The 20,885-nt window shown below is 44.2% G+C and carries 12 protein-coding genes and 1 pseudogene; all 13 read right to left on the bottom strand.

Annotation, left to right across the window (positions count from 1 at the left end; translation table 11 throughout):
- Position 1: 1 nt before the first annotated feature.
- The gene (gene pbpC, locus O3Q51_12280; protein ID MCZ4409592.1) at positions 2 to 2,296 is read right to left on the bottom strand and encodes a penicillin-binding protein 1C; all 2,295 of its coding nucleotides are present in this window, start codon (positions 2,294 to 2,296) and stop codon (positions 2 to 4) included.
- On the bottom strand, positions 2,296 to 7,785 hold the full coding sequence (locus O3Q51_12275) for an MG2 domain-containing protein (protein ID MCZ4409591.1): 5,490 nt from the start codon (positions 7,783 to 7,785) through the stop codon (positions 2,296 to 2,298). Before O3Q51_12275 ends, pbpC begins: the two co-directional genes overlap by 1 nt.
- A gap of 151 nt (positions 7,786 to 7,936) precedes the next feature.
- Positions 7,937 to 8,695 carry a sulfite exporter TauE/SafE family protein gene (locus O3Q51_12270; GenBank protein MCZ4409590.1) on the bottom strand — a complete coding sequence of 253 codons (759 nt, stop codon included), beginning with the start codon at positions 8,693 to 8,695 and terminating at the stop codon, positions 7,937 to 7,939.
- A 28-nt stretch (positions 8,696 to 8,723) separates the two neighbouring features.
- Positions 8,724 to 9,092, bottom strand: a complete 369-nt coding sequence (locus O3Q51_12265) for an HIRAN domain-containing protein (GenBank protein MCZ4409589.1) — start codon at positions 9,090 to 9,092, stop codon at positions 8,724 to 8,726.
- Between the two features lie 50 nt (positions 9,093 to 9,142).
- Positions 9,143 to 11,542: a transglycosylase domain-containing protein gene (locus O3Q51_12260; GenBank protein ID MCZ4409588.1), complete on the bottom strand. Its 2,400-nt coding sequence runs from the start codon at positions 11,540 to 11,542 to the stop codon at positions 9,143 to 9,145.
- A gap of 6 nt (positions 11,543 to 11,548) precedes the next feature.
- Positions 11,549 to 11,734 carry a LysM domain-containing protein gene (locus O3Q51_12255; GenBank protein MCZ4409587.1) on the bottom strand — a complete coding sequence of 62 codons (186 nt, stop codon included), beginning with the start codon at positions 11,732 to 11,734 and terminating at the stop codon, positions 11,549 to 11,551.
- Positions 11,735 to 11,797: 63 nt separating this feature from the next.
- A pseudogene (locus O3Q51_12250) lies at positions 11,798 to 12,172 on the bottom strand (M23 family metallopeptidase).
- Positions 12,173 to 12,553: 381 nt separating this feature from the next.
- Positions 12,554 to 13,789, bottom strand: a complete 1,236-nt coding sequence (locus O3Q51_12245; protein ID MCZ4409586.1) for a succinylglutamate desuccinylase/aspartoacylase family protein — start codon at positions 13,787 to 13,789, stop codon at positions 12,554 to 12,556.
- Complete coding sequence (locus O3Q51_12240; GenBank protein ID MCZ4409585.1) at positions 13,752 to 15,671, bottom strand: glutamate-cysteine ligase family protein; 1,920 nt, start codon at positions 15,669 to 15,671, stop codon at positions 13,752 to 13,754. The genes O3Q51_12245 and O3Q51_12240 overlap by 38 nt, the downstream gene beginning before the upstream one ends.
- An 85-nt stretch (positions 15,672 to 15,756) precedes the next feature.
- Entirely contained in the window at positions 15,757 to 16,371 is a 615-nt protein-coding gene (locus O3Q51_12235; GenBank protein MCZ4409584.1) for a fumarylacetoacetate hydrolase family protein, read from the bottom strand.
- Between the two features lie 2 nt (positions 16,372 to 16,373).
- On the bottom strand, positions 16,374 to 17,189 hold the full coding sequence (locus O3Q51_12230) for a 3'-5' exonuclease (protein ID MCZ4409583.1): 816 nt from the start codon (positions 17,187 to 17,189) through the stop codon (positions 16,374 to 16,376).
- Positions 17,186 to 18,742, bottom strand: coding sequence for a hypothetical protein (locus tag O3Q51_12225; protein ID MCZ4409582.1), 1,557 nt, complete (start codon positions 18,740 to 18,742; stop codon positions 17,186 to 17,188). The genes O3Q51_12230 and O3Q51_12225 overlap by 4 nt, the downstream gene beginning before the upstream one ends.
- 69 nt (positions 18,743 to 18,811) lie before the next feature.
- Positions 18,812 to 20,842: a hypothetical protein gene (locus O3Q51_12220; GenBank protein ID MCZ4409581.1), complete on the bottom strand. Its 2,031-nt coding sequence runs from the start codon at positions 20,840 to 20,842 to the stop codon at positions 18,812 to 18,814.
- Positions 20,843 to 20,885: the final 43 nt, after the last annotated feature.

Below are 20,885 nucleotides of genomic sequence, written 5' to 3'. Positions count from 1 at the left end.
ATTAATCTACACGAATTCTGGTTTTGAATTCACTTCCCGAATTACCTAGTAGGGTAATGGAGTGCACTCCTTTGTCAATATCAATTTCCAAATGATGAATTCCATTGGTTGAGCCGCAGTATTTATCATCTAAGTGCCAAAAGAGCGTGGCAGAAGGATCTGTGCAAGCTGCTTTGAAAACGATTCTCTCCTTGGTGCCTGTGAACTCTCGGGGTAAAAAGATGGTCGATTTAGAAGAGGGATATATCAATCGAATCTTTTGACTGCCCGTGGCATTCAGGCAAGACGGATCATACTCGGGGATTTTTTGATACCCCGGGTTTTTCTTAGTGTAAAACCACTCTTCCAATGGTGGAAGAGCGAACCGCTTTTCTGATACCATCAAATGGGATGGGTAACACTGAGCAGTAACTCGTTTTGTCATTGATTCATTGAGGTAAATAGATTCGCAGTACGTGCAAAGCTCGTTGTCTGTGCACTCCAGCGGTATCGCGGCGCTATTGTAGGTACCACAATTCTTGCTCGCACGCATACCGCTGTGCGTGCATACGTTTTCAGCCGTTAGACCAGAGTGGGGCTCTTCAAACCAATTGCCTGTGGGTAAAAAGTTAAACACATCAAACAAAACGGGCGCAGCAGCATTGAGGCCCGTAAGCCCGGGACGGCCTTCACCACTAGCATTTCCAATCCAAACACCAACGGTGAAATCAGGGTTTGTGCCCACAGCCCAAGCATCTCTGAATCCATAACTCGTGCCCGTTTTCCAAGCCAATTGCGACGTACTTCCGAAGGCTTCCCAAGCAGAGCGCTCTTCGGGTCGGGTGACTTCTTTCAGCGCTTCCAGTGTAAACCACGATGCCACGTCATTTATGGGAACAGCAATTTCTTCTGCTACTCTCTCAGACTTATAACTGATTTGATCCGTTTGTCCATTCGAACAGCTCACAGCTAGCAGCCGGTAGGCTTGGACGAGATCCCATAGTTTGATTTCTGCTCCACCCAGAATTAGTGATAGACCATAATTCTCAGCACTTCTATTCACCGAAGTGAAGCCCCATTCCTGTAAGTCTGATTGGAAAAAATCTACTCCATATTCATCCAGCATTCGCACAGCAGGAATATTGAGTGATCTCGAAAGGGCCTCATTGGCTTTGACCGCTCCCGAAAAGGATTCGTCAAAATTTTTGGGTGCAAAATCTCTGTATTGAGTTGGAATGTCAGGAATCAACTGTTGAGGCAGAATGGTACCTTCATTCAAAAGACCCGCATAGAGAAAGGGCTTGAGAATTGAGCCCGAACTACGAGGAGTTTGAATCATATCGTTCGCATCTTCATTGCTCTGCCAGTCGCCTTGAGCATTACCAATGTAAGCCAAAACATCACCTGAATAGTTGTTTACAACCAAAATAGCCCCGTTCTGAATATTGTTTTGTCGAAGGATTTTTAATCTGTTATTCAGTGCCTTATTGCATCTTACTTGAAGCTCAGTGTTAATTGTTGTTTTGACTTTACTCCCTTTTTGGTTTTTTTCAATTAGACTCGTCAAGTGAAAGGCTCCTTGAGGCAATCTGCGTGGAGCATCAGGCAATGGTTCCAAAAGGGAGAGCTCGTAAGTGGCCTCATCTATTATCCCATTTTCGTTTAGCTTTTGAAGCAGAAAGTTTCTTTTAGCCAGAAAAACTTTAGGTGATCTACCCGGAAATATTAGCCCGGGAGCATTGGGTAGCACAGCGAGGGCCGCTGCTTCGGCCCATGTAAGTTGATAGGCAGATTTTTGATAGTACCGCCAAGAAGCTGCATCCAGACCCACTACGTTTCCGCCAAAAGGAGCATTGGAGGCGTAAAGATTCAAAATCTCACTTTTCGAATAGCGCCATTCCGCCCGAGTGGCCCGAGCGATTTCTATCATTTTACGGAAGTAAGTCCTTGGCTGATTTTTTCCCGCCATGCGCATCACTTGCATGGTTATGGTACTTGCACCACTCACTACCTCGCCTTCGCTCAGGTTTTGTTTTAGAGCACGAAGGATGGCCTTGATGCTAATACCCCAGTGTTTATCAAATCCTTCGTCTTCGTAGGTAAGCAGGGCGGTTTTAAATCTACCGGGAACCGAATCTCCCAAAGGAAAACGCCACTGACCATCTTCAGCTATTCTAGCTCCTAAGAGTTGATCGTTTTTGTCAAAAAGGACTGTGGAAGTAGGTGAATCGAAAAGAGTAGGAGGTAGGCAAAACATCCACCATGTGCATAATACAGCGATGAAGATCAGACCTATGACTCGTTTCTTTTTCGACATTATTTTACTTCAATCCACTTTCCGGGCTCTACTGAGATAATTGATTCGTCGTACATGGCGTTGCACACGATCGCGGGCAGGTAAAATCTTCCCGAATACGATGCATTAATCCTGGCGTAGAGTCGTATTTTCTGATTGGACTGTAGATCGAAGTAGGTCATCACCTTGTCGTCTCTGATATCCTGATATTCGGGCTCAATACTGGATGCATCAGTCATTCCGGACATTCTGGAGTTTAAGATTTCCCATCCCGAAGGAACACTGTGAATCAAAGCCATTTCACTCAGAAGTCGGCTCTTAGGATTTGTGATGACAATCTCCACGATGATATCTGTCCCTTTTTTCAAAGAGCTTTCGTCGATCGGATCAAAATTGGCATCGAGGTAATTGACCTCCATCAGCAAATTTGAGTTTTGCTTTTTCTCCATTCCTTCTGCCGGCCTGCCCGAAGTGATAAGGGTCGCGTAAAGCGTTTGCTCCGACTGATTCTGAATGGTAACCGGCTTATTCTTGTCTTTTTCTCCGAAATGAGCAGAGTGAACGGGTTTACCTGTTTGAATGGTCTCTGACTTTCCGTCAATATTCAGATCGAATTTCAACCCGTCATCCTTGTACTCGCCCAAATAATCTGCAAGTGCGAGAAGGGTCATAGCGGTAGTTTGAGTGCTGTAAAAGCTTTCTGAACCTAATTTCTTTGCGAGCTGCCTCGCGACCACAGCGGCATCTGTAGCTTGGTTAAGCTTATGAAGTGCCATCAAAACAAATGCCTCATCGCGGGTGGAACTTCCGTAACTGTATCCCAATTCAGTATAGTCGTCTATATTCTTGGGTAAAGCCTGAATGAGCGCCAAGGCCTCTTTGGAGCGGCCTGCATTGGCATAGGCCAAGCTGAGAATCCACTTGGATGAATTGCCCAGATTTGATCGCTCTCTCAGCGTATTCATGGCACCGAAATCTGGCTCATTGGCTAGAGCCAGGGTGAGTAAGCGGTAGGCTTGGCTGCGCTGAGAATAGGAGCGAGAGGTGTAGCTTGTTGAAACCCATGCACCTGCTTGTCGCTTTTGGTAGTTGATCCAATCTCTTTTCATTCCTGCAGGCAATGCATACCCTGCTTCTTCGGCCGCCAGCATAAAATGTCCTGCATAGGTTGTACCCCAGTCATTGCCATAGCTCAGCCCCGGCCAATAAGAAAAGCCTCCTCCATTTATTTGAAAATTCCTCAATTGATGTAGGACATAGTCTACATTTTCCGTGATTTCGGCTTGCTGGCTTGAATTGAGCGAAACGAATTTCCCTAAGTACAGCTGGGGAAAGGCCTTGGAAGTGAGCTGCTCCACACAGCCATGAGGATACCCCATCAGATAGCCGAGCCGTTTCTCAAGCTTTATCGAAGGCAATTTTGACACTTCTATCGTTGCCTCGTTGGTGCCTTCCAAACCGAAATAGGCTATCTTTTGAGACCATTCCCCGTTGGGAGCGATCACTGTATCTTTTACCGTGGAGTAAATAGGATTCGGAGATCTCAACTGCACTTCAGTTTCGTAGCTTGCTTTTTTATTTCCTGCCGAGGCGAGAATGGAAATCTCTGCTACACCTTCTGATTCAATTGTTTTCAATTCGAAATAGACCATCTGCTCACCTGGCTCATCAAAGTGAACGGTCTGTTTCACATCACTTTGGGCCATAAGGTACTCGTTTGACTTCAGTGTTACGGTTACGTCTTTCACCCCATCTTCCATGGCAAAAACGTTGACCGGAACGGACACCGTTTCGCCCGGTCCCAACACTCGTGGCAAGGTTCCCAAAACCATTAACTCGCTCTTCACAGGCACGGTTTCTTCTACTTTGCCAAAAGCATCTCCATTTCCGGCAACGACCATTACCCTTACCGATCCCACATAGTTTGGCATGTCGATGATGTGCTCCTGCGATTTTCCTTCTTTCAACTCAAACGGGCCTAAGTGATGCACGACTGGTTTGAATCTTCTGGCTTTTTGTTTCGAAGGATCAGCCGCCTCATCGTCTCCACCGATGCTGAGAATACCCGAGTTTACTGTTCCAATTGAACCAACTACATGATCGTAGTAATCCCAGGTGCGCACGCCTAAGGCTTCATGCGCGTAGAAATAGCGGTGTGGATCGGGAGTTTTGAAATTGGTGAGATCCAGCAACCCTTCGTCCACGACGGCTAAAGTGTATGTCATGGCGCTTCCAGTATTTTCCGAAACTTCTACGGAAAAAGACTGTTCCGGACGGATCACTTTTGGCAGTTTCAATTCAGGACTCAGAATAGTCTCAGGGTCTTCAACAGTAATCGGAATGACTCCAAACATCCTGATCGGTCGATCGTTAATCGTCTGATCATGCGGCTGCACAAGAGAGATATGCACGTATGCGTTAGGTGCCATTTCTCCCGTTACGGGAATTTCTACTTTGGTCTCGCCCTCAGTTGTTTCTACCCATCTTTTCACAAGAACGGAAGTTCCGTTTTCAATAGTCACCAGGGCCCTGCCTTCTTTTGGAGATGGAAAACTAATCTTGATCACATCGCCGGGGTTGTACGTTTCCTTGTCGCTGCTAAAGCCTAGTATCGATGCAGCTTCGCCTTCGGTGCGGTTGGTCCGCATCCAATACGGCCAATCAAAGAACACGAATTGTGCTGCCGAATGACCACTTTCTTTGTCTTCGACACGAATCAAATAGCGACCCCAGTTTTCCTTGTCCATGTTTACTTTGATGCTCCCTCGACCGTTCACCAATGTCACGGTTTCTTCGCGGTGTTTCCTGAAGCTACCGGTATTCAGATAGTTGTATTGATTTCCTGAGTATCGGTCAAACCACCACCTGCGGTCCACTCGGTAGATGGTGACCTGAACGTCTTTGTTCGCCAATACTATTCCCGATTCCTGTGCGGCGGCCAATTCGATTAGGTGGTCCTTTTCTGTTTCCAAAGCTCCTCCCCATAATTCGCCTTCGGGCACTTTAAGCCCCGCATAGGAGGAGTAGGGGCTAACGGTAGCGTTGTAATAATCCACGCTAAAACCTCCGCCGGGCTCATATACTTTTGTCTCGAAGTAGGCCTTGAGTTTTCCCGATGCTTTGTTTCCACGATCGGCCATCGAAATGGTCAAAGACTTTTTACCATCATCGTCCAAAGTGCCTTCAAACACCTTTTCGCTGTTTCTTGAAACGTTTGATTCCAATAGATTGTCGAAGTGAAATCCACGAAACTTATCGAATGATGTTTTGGTTGAGCTTAGCCTCATGCTCACATCGGCTTTCAGTCCTGTGGCAACAACACCGTGAAGCCAAGCCGCAGAAAGAGTGGCTTTAAGGTATTGACTCGTCGAATTGGATTGATCTACTTCCAAATCGATTTTCAAGCGATTGGGTTTGATCGTTTCAATGGGAATGCGCTTTTCAAAATCTTGGTTGCCGACGGACACTTTAAGGCGATAGTCGCCTGTGGGGTCATCAGGTGCGGTAGCTGTAGAGAAATCATAAAACCCATTTAAGCCACTGCTGCTTATTTGCATGTCTGCCAATTGCCCACGCGAATTGAACAACTGCATTTTTACTGGATGGTTTTCAGGCAATTTTCCTGCTTCATCGCGCAGAATGAAATTAAGGTGAAGCGAATCACCCGGACGCCAAACGCCTCTTTCGCCATAGATGAATCCTTTCAAGCCATCGTTAATAGTTTTACCTTGTACATCAAACTTGGAGAGTGATAGGGAGCTCCCGTCATTTACTTTTAGAATGGTTTGGTCGTTAACTGTTTTTACCAAAACTGCAAACGGAGTTCGAGAACACTCTACAGTTGCAAAACCTTCACTGTCCGTATTGCCATTGGCCACCAATTGTTGTTGGAAGTCGTATACCTCTAAAGTCGCTCCGCTGACTGCCTTGGCCGATTTGATATCGCTTACGGCCAGATGCAATAGGCCATCTCCGCCTTTTTTAGCAATTACCCCCAAATTAGTCGCCATGACTACTTTGCCTGCTTTTGTTCGGTATCGGTTGTAATATGCTTGATTGCAAGGATTGTCACGTTGGTCCCAATCGTAGCGGTAATAGCGCCAATACTCTTCCTCCAAGTCCTCAGAATCCTCTAGCCAGCCATCCTGGAATACAACCGTACTTTCGTCGGGTTCGATACAATCCAAAGCTGCATAGTCTTTCTTGAACCTAACCTCTACCTCGTACAGGGCAGATTTGTCTTTATTGATAATTTCACTCAAGTCGACATGGTATCTGTTCCATTCATAAATCTTGTCAGCACCAACTTTTCTAAGGTCCAAGTGCTTTTTGTAAACCGTTCGGCCGACTGAGTAAAGCGACCTGTTTCCCCCTTGATCATTGGATTGCAAGTATTGAAGCACATTGTTGCTAAAAACCTTTGTGATGTAAATGTCAACCGAGTTGAGCGATACTGCTTCAAAAGGAAAAATGAGTCCCTCGCTTTGGGTTGGAACAACAAATTTGTTTCCCACCATGCGAACTGCAGGGTTCTCGGGATCAAAGACCATAGTCTTGGTAAAGTTCTTCCCCATTTGTCGACCCGCAGTATTCTTGACCTGCCCCGCTACGGTAAGCAGCTTTTCACCTTGAAGCCCTTTCTTTAAAATGACACTTACTTTATTGCCGTTTTGCTTAAAGTTAAGTGCTGAATCATCAGTGCCTTCTAGGGTTATAGAGCCTGTGAGTTCCTGCGTTTCGAGCGGATCAGAGAAGTAAATATTGATCATTTCTTCGGCTCCTTTCACATATTCAGCACTCATTACGCTAAAGTCATTTATGGAAGGAATGATCAGTTTCGCATCTTTTTTATCCTGCGGTTCAAAAACGTCGCCGCTTACTGAGATCGACACGTCTGAAGACTCTTCCATTCTTTGTACGCCCGTGATGGAGAATTTAAATCTTCTGAGATCAACTTGACTTATTTCCAGTGGCTTCTTAGTATCGCCTTGACGTGCATTGAGTGCTTCTTGAAGTTCGGTGATCGTGCAATTGTCTGCGGTTCTTATTGTGCCTGAGACCGCTACTTTAGAGATATCGGTGGGAGACTCTAATTCATATCCATCGAAGTAGATACTCAGGTTTTGGTCGATGGTTTGAAATTGAAACAAAAAAACCCCCAGGTCTTTTGATTCCGCAAAGAGTTCGGGAAGATTAAGTCTCACTGTATAATCTGTACCGCCTTGTAGTTTTTGGCCGGGTTCAAACACCAACCGTTGATTGTCAATGAAAACGATGTTTCCACTTATTTGAGGCTCGAACTCTAGTATGCCTTCGGGTAAGGTGTTTCCTTCTTCATAAGGCTTCGCCAATTCGATGACAATCGGTTCATCTACTGAAATAACGCCTGAGGTATATCCTTGAATATACTCTCCGAAGGCGGGATCGATTTTTATCTTTTCGGGTTTTTCTTCGCAAGAAGATAAGATCAAGATAAGGGCTGAGAAGCAAAATAAAAGAAGGCGAAACATCGTCAGTGAATTAGGTTTAATACTAGCACGAATATAGGCGGCTTACCCCTCAGAGCAAAGAAGTGGTTACTCTTCAATATCAACAGAATTCACAATGTTTTCAGTATTCAAATTGAACTGATTGTGAAACTTTAGCAGTTATGGGGTAGGGTTAGAAAATATCAAAAAGAGAAAATAGTGAAAGTGCCACTGCCACCAATAGAGCGTAGTATGCATAGGTGTTAATGTTGGGGAATTTCACCGCATATCTGGCGGTAATCCACCCTCCTGCCAATTGGCCTATGCCAATGGTGGAGCCATAAAGCCAGTGCACTTTTCCGTCAAAAGCGAAAAATATGATGGCTGGAATGGTGTAGATGCCAATGGCCAGTACCTTGATTACGTTTGCCTTGAGCAAGGGCATACGACCGCCAATTACGGCAATAGCCAAGAAGAAGATGCCCATTCCCATTTGGATAAAGCCGCCATAAATGCCCAAGCAGAAATAAGACAAGTCCAGCAGCGGTCGAGGCCAAGTGGGCTTAGACTCGTCTGGGTAAATCCATCGTTTTGGTTTAATGAGCAATACGAAGAATAATGCGACGACCATGTACTTGAAGACATCCATGAATTGGTCATTGCTGATATTCAACGCTAGCGCAATACCGATGGAAGCGCCGACTACCATTAAAATAAGTGGTCGAGCTTGCTCCTTTAATGTGAGAATCTTCGCTTTTTGGAAAGTGACCGAAGAGGAAACGGTTTGAAGAGCTACGCCGATTCTATTGGTGCCATTAGCCACTCCACCGGGTAGTCCGAGCAATTCTGTTAGAATAGCCAGTGTGATAACTGAGCCGCTTCCCGCTAGAGTATTGATGATACCGGCGATGAAGCCACCACCGATTGATATGGCGATTTCTATAGGTTCCAAACTGCGGCGAAAGTAAGCAATCCTCCCGCTACATGCTCACAAAGGCCTCGGCCGAAAGAGCTTCATATACTTCGTTCTTATCGGGATGAATGGAGACCACCCGAGCCTTTACCCTTACATCTCTATCCATCAGATTGGCGATAGCCTTATTTTCGGGAAACGGCCAGTAGCCAAGCTTTCGACCGCAAAAATAAACTGCGACTGCAAATCGATCGTATTTGTTATTGGGTTCTCGTTTCAACGTAAGTGGATCGCCATTGGAAATGGATCGATATGCCAAGTGATAATCGTAGTAGGCTAAGCCACTTAAATAAGTACGGTCGAGGTAGAAGGGTTCTGAGAAATAACGGATGGGCAGCTGAGGTACTGCTTGATTTGAAGATGTTGTTGCGATCATACCTTTGTTTTTATTCAAAGGAACATTCGCAGAACGTAACGTATTTACGTTTACTTTTTCTTCTTGCTGAGTTTGTCCAAAAGCCGATTCATCCAGCCTTTTTTCTCTTCTTTTTCCTCGTACTCTTCCTGAAGTTCTTCCTGACGAGCTTGTTGGCGAAGTTCACGTCTTTCCTGTCGAGATTCTTTGTCAAACAAGTCTTCAAGAAAGTGTTCAGTCCGATTTTCGACATAGATAGGACAGAGCATATCCAGAAGAACATCTGCATCCGTATCAGGGAATCGTGTTCCCACGAGCGGCTTAGTGGTTTTTACAGACTCAGAAGATTTGATAAACTCGCCAACAATGGGTAGGGCGGTAGCAGCTCCCTGGCCTAGCCTTGTCGATCGAAAGCGAACCAATGGTGATTGACCACCCACCCAAGCTCCGCAAACCATATTGGGAGTGATTGACATAAACCACCCGTCGGCGTTGTTCTGCGTTGTTCCTGTTTTTCCTCCGATATCCGTTTTTATTTCGTAGACGGATCGAAGAGAGCGAGCTGTTCCGCTGTCTACCACCAATTCGAGCATTTCCCGCATAGTAGCCGCCACATCGTAATCCAAGGCTTTTTCACCCTTTTTCGGCTTGGATTGAAAAAGCGTCTTCCCATCAGCCGTTTCAATCTTCAAAATGAAATTGGGTTCGGATAAGATTCCTTCATTCGCAAAAGCGCTGTATGCGGGAACCATCTCCAAAAGGGATAAATCGGCTACACCCAAGGCAATGGAAGGGCCATCGGGCAAGTCTGATCTGATTCCGAGTCGCTGTGCCAAATTCCGAGCGGCATCAGGACCAATTTCGGCGATGAGCCTAGCGACGATAGTATTCACAGATTTTGCCAAACCACCTTTTACCGTGTAGAACCCGCCCTCTGGTCCGCCTGAGTTTTGCGGACTCCAATCATCGTAGTTGCTAAAGATGATTGGTTCATTTTCGAAATAATCGCAAGGTCTGATACCTGCTTCAAGCGCAGCAGCATAGACAAACGGTTTGAAGGTAGAGCCCACTTGGCGGTGGCTTGTGATATGATCGTAAGGAAAATGCCCGAAATCTATTCCGCCTACATATGCCAGGATATCTCCAGTTTTGGCGTTCATGGCCATGAAGCCTGCTTGAAGAATCATCTGGTGGTAAGCGATGGAGTCGAGCGGGCTCATTGTTTTTGATTGATATCCATCGAAGGTGAAAACGTTGAGACGAGTCGGAGTCGAGAATATTTCTTTGATTTCTTTTTCCGCAAGGCCGGCATTAGACAGTCTTTTGTATCGTATGGATTTTTTGGCCTCGTTCCAAAGGAAGCTTTCGTCATTTCCCCAGGGTTTTTTCCCTTTCCAGTGCGTGTCAAAATCAGCTTGAATCCTCCGCATCTGTTTTTTCACCGCTACCTCGGCATTGGCTTGAAGTCGAGAATCAATCGAAAGACTAATTTTCAGCCCATCGCTGTAGAGATTGTAAGGCTTGCCATCTCCGCGATCGGTGCTCTCTAAGACTTTGGTGATTTTTGGTTTTAGAAAATCTCGCAGATATGGAGCCGGGCCGTATTGACCTTCGAGTTTTTGATAATCTAATTTTATAGGCTCGGCCTGAAGCTGAATGAGCTCGTCGGGTGGGAGAGAACCTTCGCGCACCATCAGCGCGAGTACAACGTTTCGTCGTTCTTTTGAAGCTTCGGGGTATAATCGAGGGTTATACGATGTATTGGCCTTGAGCATCCCTATCAGAGTGGCAGCTTCTGTGAGTTCAAGTTCATCGGGAGTTTTATCGAAATACCGCTGAGCGGCTGCTTTAATGCCGTAAACGTTCTCGCCAAAACTCACTGTATTGAGATAGAGGGTAATGATTTCCTCTTTCGAATAGATGTCCTCGAGCTTAAGCGCTGTGATGTTTTCCTTGAGTTTGTTCACAGGCATTGAAAGGGCTCCGTGATCTGCTCGTCCAAATAGGTTTTTGATCAGCTGTTGTGAAATGGTGCTACCGCCACCACCCGACCTATCTCCCAAGATGATGGTTTTAATAACAACCCTCGGAATGCTGTAAAAGTCTATTCCTTCGTGCTCAAAGAACCGACTATCTTCAGTAGCAACAAGTGCGTCAATTGCGTTTTGAGGAATTTCCCCAAAGCTAATACTTGAACGATTTTTAATGAAGTACTTTCCGAGCAGCTCGCCATCGGACGAATAAATTTCACTGGCATTTTCTTGTTTGATTCCCGTGAGGTCAGCCTTGGAAGGTAACGGCCCAAACAACCCGATGTAAACGGCACCGAAAAGTAAAAAGAGCAGAAGCAGCACTCCAAAAAATGCGAAAAGGCTGAATTTGATAATTCGCCTTTTCCAATTGGATTTACTTTTCGACTTTTTCTTTTTGGTTGGTGATTTTCGTGGCTTAGGTGTGGATTTCTTGGCCAAGGTCTATCAATTATAGCGGAGCGTTCTACCTATGCGCAAGGTAGTAGTACTCCTAATTCCATTGAGTCTGCAAATATTTCTCACAGAAGTACCATATCTTCTGGCTATTCCTGAAAGGGTGTCACCGCTGCGTATCTTATGGTATTTGCGTTTTCGTACTTCTACCAGATACTCGAAATGCTCTTGATTCAAGGAAAGTGTATCGTGACATAGGTAACCTGTTTCCCATTCTATCAAAGCGTTGGGGTCGATAGGTTCTCCTTTGTAGCGTGCTTCAAAATGCAGATGGCTTCCTGTACTCCTTCCAGTACTTCCACCAAGGCCGACAACATCTCCTGCTTCAACTTTATCCCCTTCTTTCACCTCGAGTTTCGAGAGGTGAGCGTAAAGGGTTTCTAGTCCATTTGGGTGTCGTACTACTACTACTTTTCCATAGTCGCCGTCGTACTGAGCTATTCGCACCACGCCTTCAAAGGCAGATTTTACTTCTTCGCCTCGATAGAGCTTGATGTCTACACCGTAGTGGTAGCGGTATCGTCGATAACCGAAATCACTTGTTTTTCTACCTGTGTAAGGCGAAACAAAGTCGCAACTATCAGGAGCTAAAACAAGTACAACAGTGTCCTTCATGAATCTCAAGTCATCCTTGTAAGGATGTACACGCTCCGTATTCCAAGAGCAATACGTATCATAAGAGGGAATATAAAGAAGTGAGTCGTTGATATTCCAACTTTCAACTTCCTCACTCGAAGATGATGGCATTTTGCCATCTCTGTAAATATTGAATGTAGTAGTACTCTCGGCGATAGGGCTTTGAGCAACTCCTGCAGTTGTCAGAAGAAGTAATGTGATGACGGAAAACAGTGGTTTCATGGGGATAAAAATATTCAGGCGCTAGTAGCAAAAAGAGAGCCAAATAAAAAGATGCTCACATACAGGTTTTCATTGCAGTTGAAAATCAACGGAACTCTTTGACTTTTGTTATTGCAATACGTTAAAAAGAAGGAATTGTTACCTCTGTTTTTTGCCGTTCCAAGGACCTCTCAGATCAAATTTTCGACGGATGAAAAGTGTCAAATGACCTTGCTTCTTTTTGCGTCGGTATCCCATTAAGTGGAGAATTTCCACACTGTACCATTTGGCTACTTGTCGGTTTACCACCATAACGTGGTCACTACCCATAAAACGACGGACACCCGGCAGATAGCCAAGTATCCGATAAAGATTTAACCTGCGAAAAACATAAGAAACAGAAAGCCAAAACCGCGCAATTATTCGAATGATGAAGAATCCATCTTCCCCTTTTTCTTGATAAAGCGGCATGAAAATCTGCGCATTTTCATTGGCTTTGAGTTTGTGCCCGTTTAGTGTAGCTAAAGGTTCGCCTTTCTTTATTTTTTGAAAATTGTTAAAACCACTCACCATCTTGAAGCTGTCGCCTGGATGTATGGCTTGGCGCATTCTGATCTCATACACCTTCTTGTTTCCTTCCGTAGCATGATAGAGTTGGTGGTAGTATTTTCGGTACTTGGGTACTTCCCTTTTCTTCATCAATCCACCATTAACCAATGAAAGCCAAATCATCGCCTCATGGTTTCTCACAGATTCAGGGTCGGTGTGTTGGCCGCCTTCAAAGGCAAGAGAAGGGTATCCCAAGTCATTTACGTAACTCAGGAGTGGTTCGTCCAAGTGTTCTTCGATACCTATCACAACCGGTACCGGCATTTTTCTGATGAACTGACGGTTCATCAAGGTATCACTCATGAAAATAAACGGCTCAGACTTCACTGAAGTTGTGTGTAAGTCGACGAAATAGAACTTCTGATTGCTTTCTTTCAAGAGTCCATCCAGGTATGCCCAAAGCTCGATTTGCTCCTCTACCTCATTGATCATCTCATCAGGATGATAGTCGCGTTTTCGCGCCCTCTCGACCTTATCGGCTTGCCATATGCGGTTGAGGTCATTGACTATGAATCGTTCTCCACGTTCCAGAGCAGTTAGGTTTCCTACTAGTGCATATACATTCCCGGAAATGAGTGGCTTGAGTTGGTGCAGTTGCTCCATTACATGGTGAAGTGCCAAAACTCCGGTTGGCTCGTTGCCATGCATACCACCGATGAAAACGATATTAGGCCCGGGCTTATCGCCCTTGATAGCTGCAATTTCGCGCTGAATATTTACAGAGCGGCCTTCTATAAAATCGAATAACTTAATCTCTTTCGGCTTCAATAGTTTGTAGTTCTTCAAAAAGGTATTCGGCCATGTAAACGAAATCAAACTCTGTCAAAATTCCAATGAGCTTTTTCTCCTTCACTACGGGGAGACAGCCTAAATTGCTCCTGCGCATAATTTTCAGTGCTTCGACCACTTCAGTCTGTGCGGTTACAGTAATCGGATTTTTAATCATCATATGATCCACAGTAATCGTTTCGTCTTCAGCATGTTTGCAATAATACTTGATAATGTCTCCGGCTGAAATTATTCCGACTACTTCACCCTCCTCATTCTCAACGGGAACATGGTGAATTTTTCGCCAATTCATTACGTTGGAGACCAGTTCAACTAGGTCATCTTCTTGAACGGTGTAGAGCTCTTTGCTCATCACTTGGTGGACATATCGATACTTGCTAGCCCACGACCCGCTTTCTTGCTTCGTAGGATAATCCCATTCATGAACCGGCAAGCCGCTGTATTGACGTTTGAGCATTCCCGAAGTTACAGCTACAACAGCTTCTTCGATGTTTGCGTCCTTTCTGAGTTTATTGAATGATTGTACCAACCAGATTGAACCTGTTTGGTGCTTTTTCACCCTTGCTTCGATGACATCAATGTACCGAGATATGTCCTCCTCATTGATTTTCATTTTCTGCAACCCTTTACGGCTCATGGGAATCAGCTGCTCCAGCAAAAGGCTTTCGGCAGTGTGTACTTTTCCATCGGTCCATCTGAACTGGGCTGATAGTCCCATTTGGGCAGCTTTATGAAAGTTGAGCTTGGCGTTATCAAAGTCAAGTTGTTCTGAAATTTGACCAATATCATCCGGCATTCCTTCCATCAACCCGAGCCAAAAAGCTGTATTGGCTATTTCGTCAATAATGGTCGGGCCTGCAGGAATATACCTGTTTTCTATTCTAAGGTGGGGCTTACCATCGGTAATACCGTAGCAGGGACGATTCCATTTGTAGATGGTGCCGTTGTGTAGAGAGAGAGCTTTCAGTTTTGGAATTTTACCTGACTTCAGTACGTGCATGGCATCTTCTTGTATATCGCTTGCGAGCAATAGCCGGTAATAAGAAACGTCGTATTGAAATATCTCGGTTACACTCTCCTTGAGCCAATCCGTGCCGAAGTCTACGCGGCTTTTTTGCTCACGATCCGGGTTTCGCTGATTTTTTAGATCTACCGTTTGTTCGAAAACAGCAATGCGTGTTTCATCCCAAAGTCTTTTTCCAAAAAGGAGAGGAGAGTTGGTAGAAGCAGCCAGAACAGGACCTGCAATAGCTTGGGCCCAATTGTACTTATCTACAAATTCGTCGGGGTTTATTTGCAGATGGATTTGGAAGCTCGTGTTGCAAGCTTCGAAAAGCATGGTGTTGTGCTTCGTGATTAACTCGTCAGTGGCTTTGATGTGAAATTCGAAATCACCGCCACGGTGTTTAATCATAGCATCATTCAGTGCTCTATAGCGCTCGTAAGGAGTGATATTTCTAAATTCGAGATCATCTTTAAGAATGGTGGGCAGAATACCTGTTAATAAAACCCTGGCTCCTCTTGCTTTTGCCTTTTCATCGGCGTGTTCCAGAAGTCCCCTTAGGTCACTTTCCAATTGGCTCAAGGCTCCTCCTGTGAAAACGAGAGGGTCCAAGTTAGCCTCTAGGTTGAACTTGGCAAGTTCTGTAGTGAAATGGTCATCGTTCAGATCCTCGAGAACCTCTAGGCCTATAATTGATGGCCTTAAATTTTTGTCGACAAAGCAAAATTCTTGTTCTGCGCCGATTCTGGTTATACCCGATTCGAACATTCCACGTTCGAGCATCGTCTCCAATGCGAGCATATCTTTCAAGATGGCAGAAACAAACTTCTTTCTTTGATCTTTTGTTTCAACCACATACACATTCAATTCACCCATAAATTGCCAAGATTGGTTAAGGCCTTGGTAAGAGCCGATAAGCCCATGAAATTGCGGAATTTCCTTGAATAAAACAACTAGAGTTTTATTTCACTTCCAAGTGCAGCAACTTTTCCCCTTCGAGAAATCCTTCTAGGACATCTCCTTTAATTACGGCACCTACTCCTTTAGGGGTTCCGGTGAAAATCAGGTCACCGATTTTTAAAGTAAAAAATTTGGATACTTCCGATACCAAAGCGTCAAACGGAAATAGCATCAGCGACGAATTTCCTACTTGAACGGTTTCACCATTTTTCTTTAGTTCAAAATGGATATTGGTTGAATCGGGCAGGTCTTTCAGTTTTACGAATTTCTTTCCAAGGGGGGCGGAGTGGTCAAAAGCTTTGGCTCTTTCCCAGGGTAGACCTTTCTCTTTGCATTTTTGCTGAGTGTCTCGTGCGGTGAAGTCTATTCCCAAGCCAACTTCATCATAATATTTATGAGCGAACACTGCATTAATATGCTTTCCTACTTTCTTAATCCGCAGCACCAATTCCAATTCAAAATTTAAATCGTTGGTGTGCTCAGGATAAATGAAGGGATGATTTTTTGGTAAAAGTGCAGTGTCAGGCTTACAAAAAATGACAGGTTCAGATGGGATTTCATTCTTCAGCTCTAGTGCATGGTCTGCGTAGTTTCTTCCAATACAGATAATCTTCATGCTTACATTTTTTCTCTTATCGACTTCAGAACCTTCTTCGTATATAATGGGAAATCGCCGTTCATCATCCAGCCATAATAGCCTGGCTCTGATTGCAATACTTCAGTGACGGGTTTTCCTTTGTGTTTACCGAAGTTGAAGCACTCAACGTTGTCATCGTTGTAAACAAATCGCCCTAAGAAATCTACATTCCTGTGCCGTTGAGACACGGTGTGAAGCTTATCCATATCATTTACGATGGGAACTGTCTTGTTGCCGTCGCGGTCTTCATATTCCGCTTCTTTGTATTTTTCTATCTGAGCTAGAAAAACTTCATATGTTGCTTCGACATCTGCCATGGCTTCATGGGCATTATTCAGATCCTTACCCGTGTAAAACTTATATCCGGCCTTCAGCGTGCGTTGCTCCATTAAGTGGAAGATGTTTTGTACATCGATTAAGTTTCGATCTTCAATGCTGAAGTCAATACCGCATCTCAAGAATTCCTCAGCCAGAATGGGTACATCAAACTTGTTGGAATTGAAACCTGCCAAATCACAGTCAAAGAGAAACTTGAATATTTTGTCTGCTACATCCGAAAAGCTCGGAGCATCCTTCACATCTTCATCGTAAATGCCGTGGATCATCGATGTTTCGATAGGAATAGGCATTTGTGGATTGATCAGAAATCTTTCGTTTTCAGTACTTGGTCTTTTCTCGATTCTCCCGTCGGGAAAGACTTTGAGTATAGCGATTTCTACTATTCTATCTGAAGCCACATTAACCCCCGTTGTTTCAAGGTCAAAAAAGGCGAGAGGTTTTTTCAGATTTAAATTCATTCTGTTTCAGTCAATTTAATGAGCTTGACATTGGCGTCTTGCTTTGTGTGGTAATTGTTCACCACCAATTTTTCCGTATAAGGCAAGAAACCTTCTGCATCTACATAGAGGAAGTATTTTCCCGGGTAGAGTGCCAAGATGTATCTTCCGGAAATTTTATTTGGCATGTACTTGCCCACTACTTCATCCAAATCATTTTTGATCACGATTTCAGGGGCTGCGCCTTCAATGGTCGCAGAAGCCGGTATGTTGATGAGAAATATGGCTGGGTCATCCGTCGCCATTTTATTGAATCTCACTTCGTAAATATCTAATTGAGTATTTGAACCTGGCTCCATCCGAGTTACATAAGCCGTTTCACCATCTTGAGTGTAGGAAATGGTTTTATTGTCAAATGGCGAGTTCAAGGGGTAACCCAGATTTTGGGGCTTTGACCAAACCTTGTTCTGAACGTCCCAGGTGGAAAAAAACAGATCGTAGCCTCCCATACCCGGATGGCCGTCACTACTAAAGTACATGGTCAGCCCATCTCCCGAGAGGGTAGGGAAGTCCTCGTTGAGCGGTGTATTAATTTCCTCACCAAGATTTTCCGGTTCACCCCAATTTCCACTTGGCAATTTCTTTACCATGTAAATGTCGAGTTCGCCAAACCCTCCATCCCTTTCGGAGCTGAACAGCATAATCTTACCGTCTTTTGATACTGAACAGGCAGATTCCACGCTTCCCGAGTTAACCTGTTCACCTAAGTTTTTGGGTTTGCTAAATCGTCCTACTTCTTTGGTGGATAAGAAAATATCGCCATAATTATCCACGTGATCGATGTAGAAAAAGATGCTATCACCGGAATCTGTAATACCTACGACTTGCTCATCGTAAGGAGTATTTATAGGACTTGGTAATACTTCAGCTTCAGCCCATCCTGTTTCAGTTCGTTCGCTTACAAATATGTCAGAAGGAAAGTATCCGTCAAACTCAGGTTTTGCTCCTGGTTTTAGTTTTCGTCTTGAGGTGAAGTAAAGGGTTTTTCCATCTTTAGTAACGAATGGGTGATAATCGGGATAAATGGAGTTCACATTCTCGCTCAGGCGACTGAAATTTACATCAACAGGGTATTTTAAAAGATCCTGCGCTGCAATACAGTCATCTTTCATTTTATAGAATTCGGAGCGCTTCTTCTTTTTCACTCCGCCTGCTTCTTCAAACTTATTGAGATAGAATAGAGCTTGATCGAAGTCGAGATGATAGGTGCTGGCTTTGGCAATGTCGAGGTATAGACTTTTATCGAATTTATCATAGCTCTCGGCCTGAAGCAAATAGTCCAGTGCCAACAGAGGGTCGATGTATGTTTTAAGATAGCTTTTACCCAAACGTTCGTTGTACATAGGATTGTCAGGTTCCCTGTCAATCAACTTGGAATATTGTTCCACAGCCACCAAATAATTTCCTTCATTGAATGCGGCATTGGCAACGTCATGATTTTGAGACCAAGCAGAACTTCTAAACGCAAAGAGGAATAATGTAAATAGTAATAAGAGGCGGATTGGTGCTGTCAATATGTAGAATTTACATCTCTCAATTCAGGTACATTCACTTCAATTGAGCTTTTTGATTTAAAGTATAGATCATTTGGCAGTTACTTCCACGTATTGGAATTTGCGGTATGTGTCTTCATTCTCCAAGAAGTCTCCTTTGTAGGTAGGTCCTTGAACCTTTCCTTCTACAGTCTTGAAAACGATTACATCAGGATCAATTTCCAACTCTTTGGCCACATTGAGTATTCTTTCCTTTGCATTGCTGGCTCTCAGATCGGCTAATACTTTGTTCCTTCCAAAAGTCTTGGTTGGAACTTGGGAAGCACTACCCACAATTGTAATTTCTACCGTACCATTCTTTGCAGCTTTCAATTTTAGTTGCTTCATGAAATTTTTGAAAATTTCTTCCTCCATCGCAACCTCATTCGCATTATAGCCAAAGAATTTCTTGAAAGTGGCAGGTTCATTGTCCTCTGTTGTCGTAGAAACGAATATTGATTTTCCATCGCTTCCCACAAGAACAGGATTGAGTAGCAGAATTTTCTCTATTTCTCTGTAAGCGCTCTCGCAATCAACACTGAAGGAGTCCGTTCCAGCGGTATTACCATCTATGAAATATTCAACATCATAATCGAAACAGGGTGGTAGTATGGCGATGAAATTACCGTCTCGCTCACGAGGCGTATAAAAAGACGTCTCCATTGTTTGTTTATTCGTAACAGCTACTGAAATATCTTTTGGGAGCTTTTCGCCCGGAGCAGGAATAATCACTCCTTTTAATAGCGCCAACCTAACCTCTTGTGGTTCGGGTAGGTCCAGCAGATAAATATCTTTTTCTCCATAGCCTTCTTTACGAAAAGAAGAGAAGTACGCTCTTTTTCCATCTGCACTGGTCACGAAAAACACATCGTCATCGGTTGTATTAATGGGATAACCAATATTTTTTGGAGTGCCCCAGTTTCCTTCAGTATCTTTTGTAGTGCTGAACACATCAAAGCCTCCAATACTATTGTGACCTTGAGAACTGAAGTAGAGTGTGTTCTCATCAGGCGAAATGAACACAGCATCTTCTTCGTACTGGGTGTTAAGAATGGCTCCCATGTTGTATGCCTCTCCCCATGTGCCGTCGGGCAATTTTTTTGATCGCCAGATATCTCTACCTCCCAATCCACCTTTTCGATTGCTGACAAAATAAACGGTACTTCCATCAGCCGTAGCGGCAAGATGTGTTTCCCATGCGCTTGAATTAATGGGGGCAGGTAACTTTATAGGGCTGGTCCAGGTTTCTCCGACCAGAGTGCTTTCATAAATAGAGCCTCCATCTTCATCCCGATAGATATAAAGAGTCTGGCCATTTGGCGAAACATTCATCGTGGCAGTGTGAATGTCCGAGTTGATATTCAAGAGTTCAGGCTCTTGCCAGTTTCCTCTCCTATCTTTGTAAGAGACGTAAATGTCATCATAATACCCCCCTGTATTTCGATCTAGAATATTAATGTTGCTGCTATCAGCCCGAAGTCTCCTTGAAGTGTAAAAGATTGAATTTTCATCAATTGAAATGACCGGACTGTAATCAGGGTAAGGAGTATTTATGGTGTCACCAAGGTTTTGAATATTGAAAGCTACCGGATTGGCGGTGATCTCTTTAGCATTTTCAACTTGCTGGATTCCCAGTATGGCATCATCAAAAAGAAAATGCTTAGCTGGAGCAATTTTGGTGAATTTCTCGTAATAAAGCTCTGCCTCATCCAAGTTGTAGTTGAGGTGGTGGGCTTTTCCAAGATAGAAATAGAGGGTAATCGGCGATTTTTTCTCCTGCGGGCTGATCGGATCATATTTCCCATCAGTTCCTATTCCTTCAGCGAGCTTTAAGTAAGGAAGCGCTCCTGCTTGCTGATTAAATGATTGTAAATGTGCCAGACCTGCACGGTATTGAAGGTTTCCATTTTCTGGAAAATCAGAAGCGAGAGATGTCCAGACATCAAAAGCCTGACGCTTCTCACCTTCAGCCTCGAGGCGAATGGCTTCTTCAAAACGCTGATTGTATGACAAGCTTTGAGCAGAAGCCGTAGCGCAGAATAAACCTAAAAAGAAAGTGCTCAGAAGTAGAGTTCTATTCATCCAACAGGGGAAATAATCGTTCCAAAGCTAATATAAACCGTTA

The sequence above is a fragment of the Cryomorphaceae bacterium 1068 genome (assembly GCA_027214385.1).
Lineage (GTDB): Bacteria > Bacteroidota > Bacteroidia > Flavobacteriales_D > Cryomorphaceae > JAKVAV01.
Note: the sequence above shows the minus strand (reverse complement) of the source record. Positions and strands in the feature narration are given on the sequence as shown.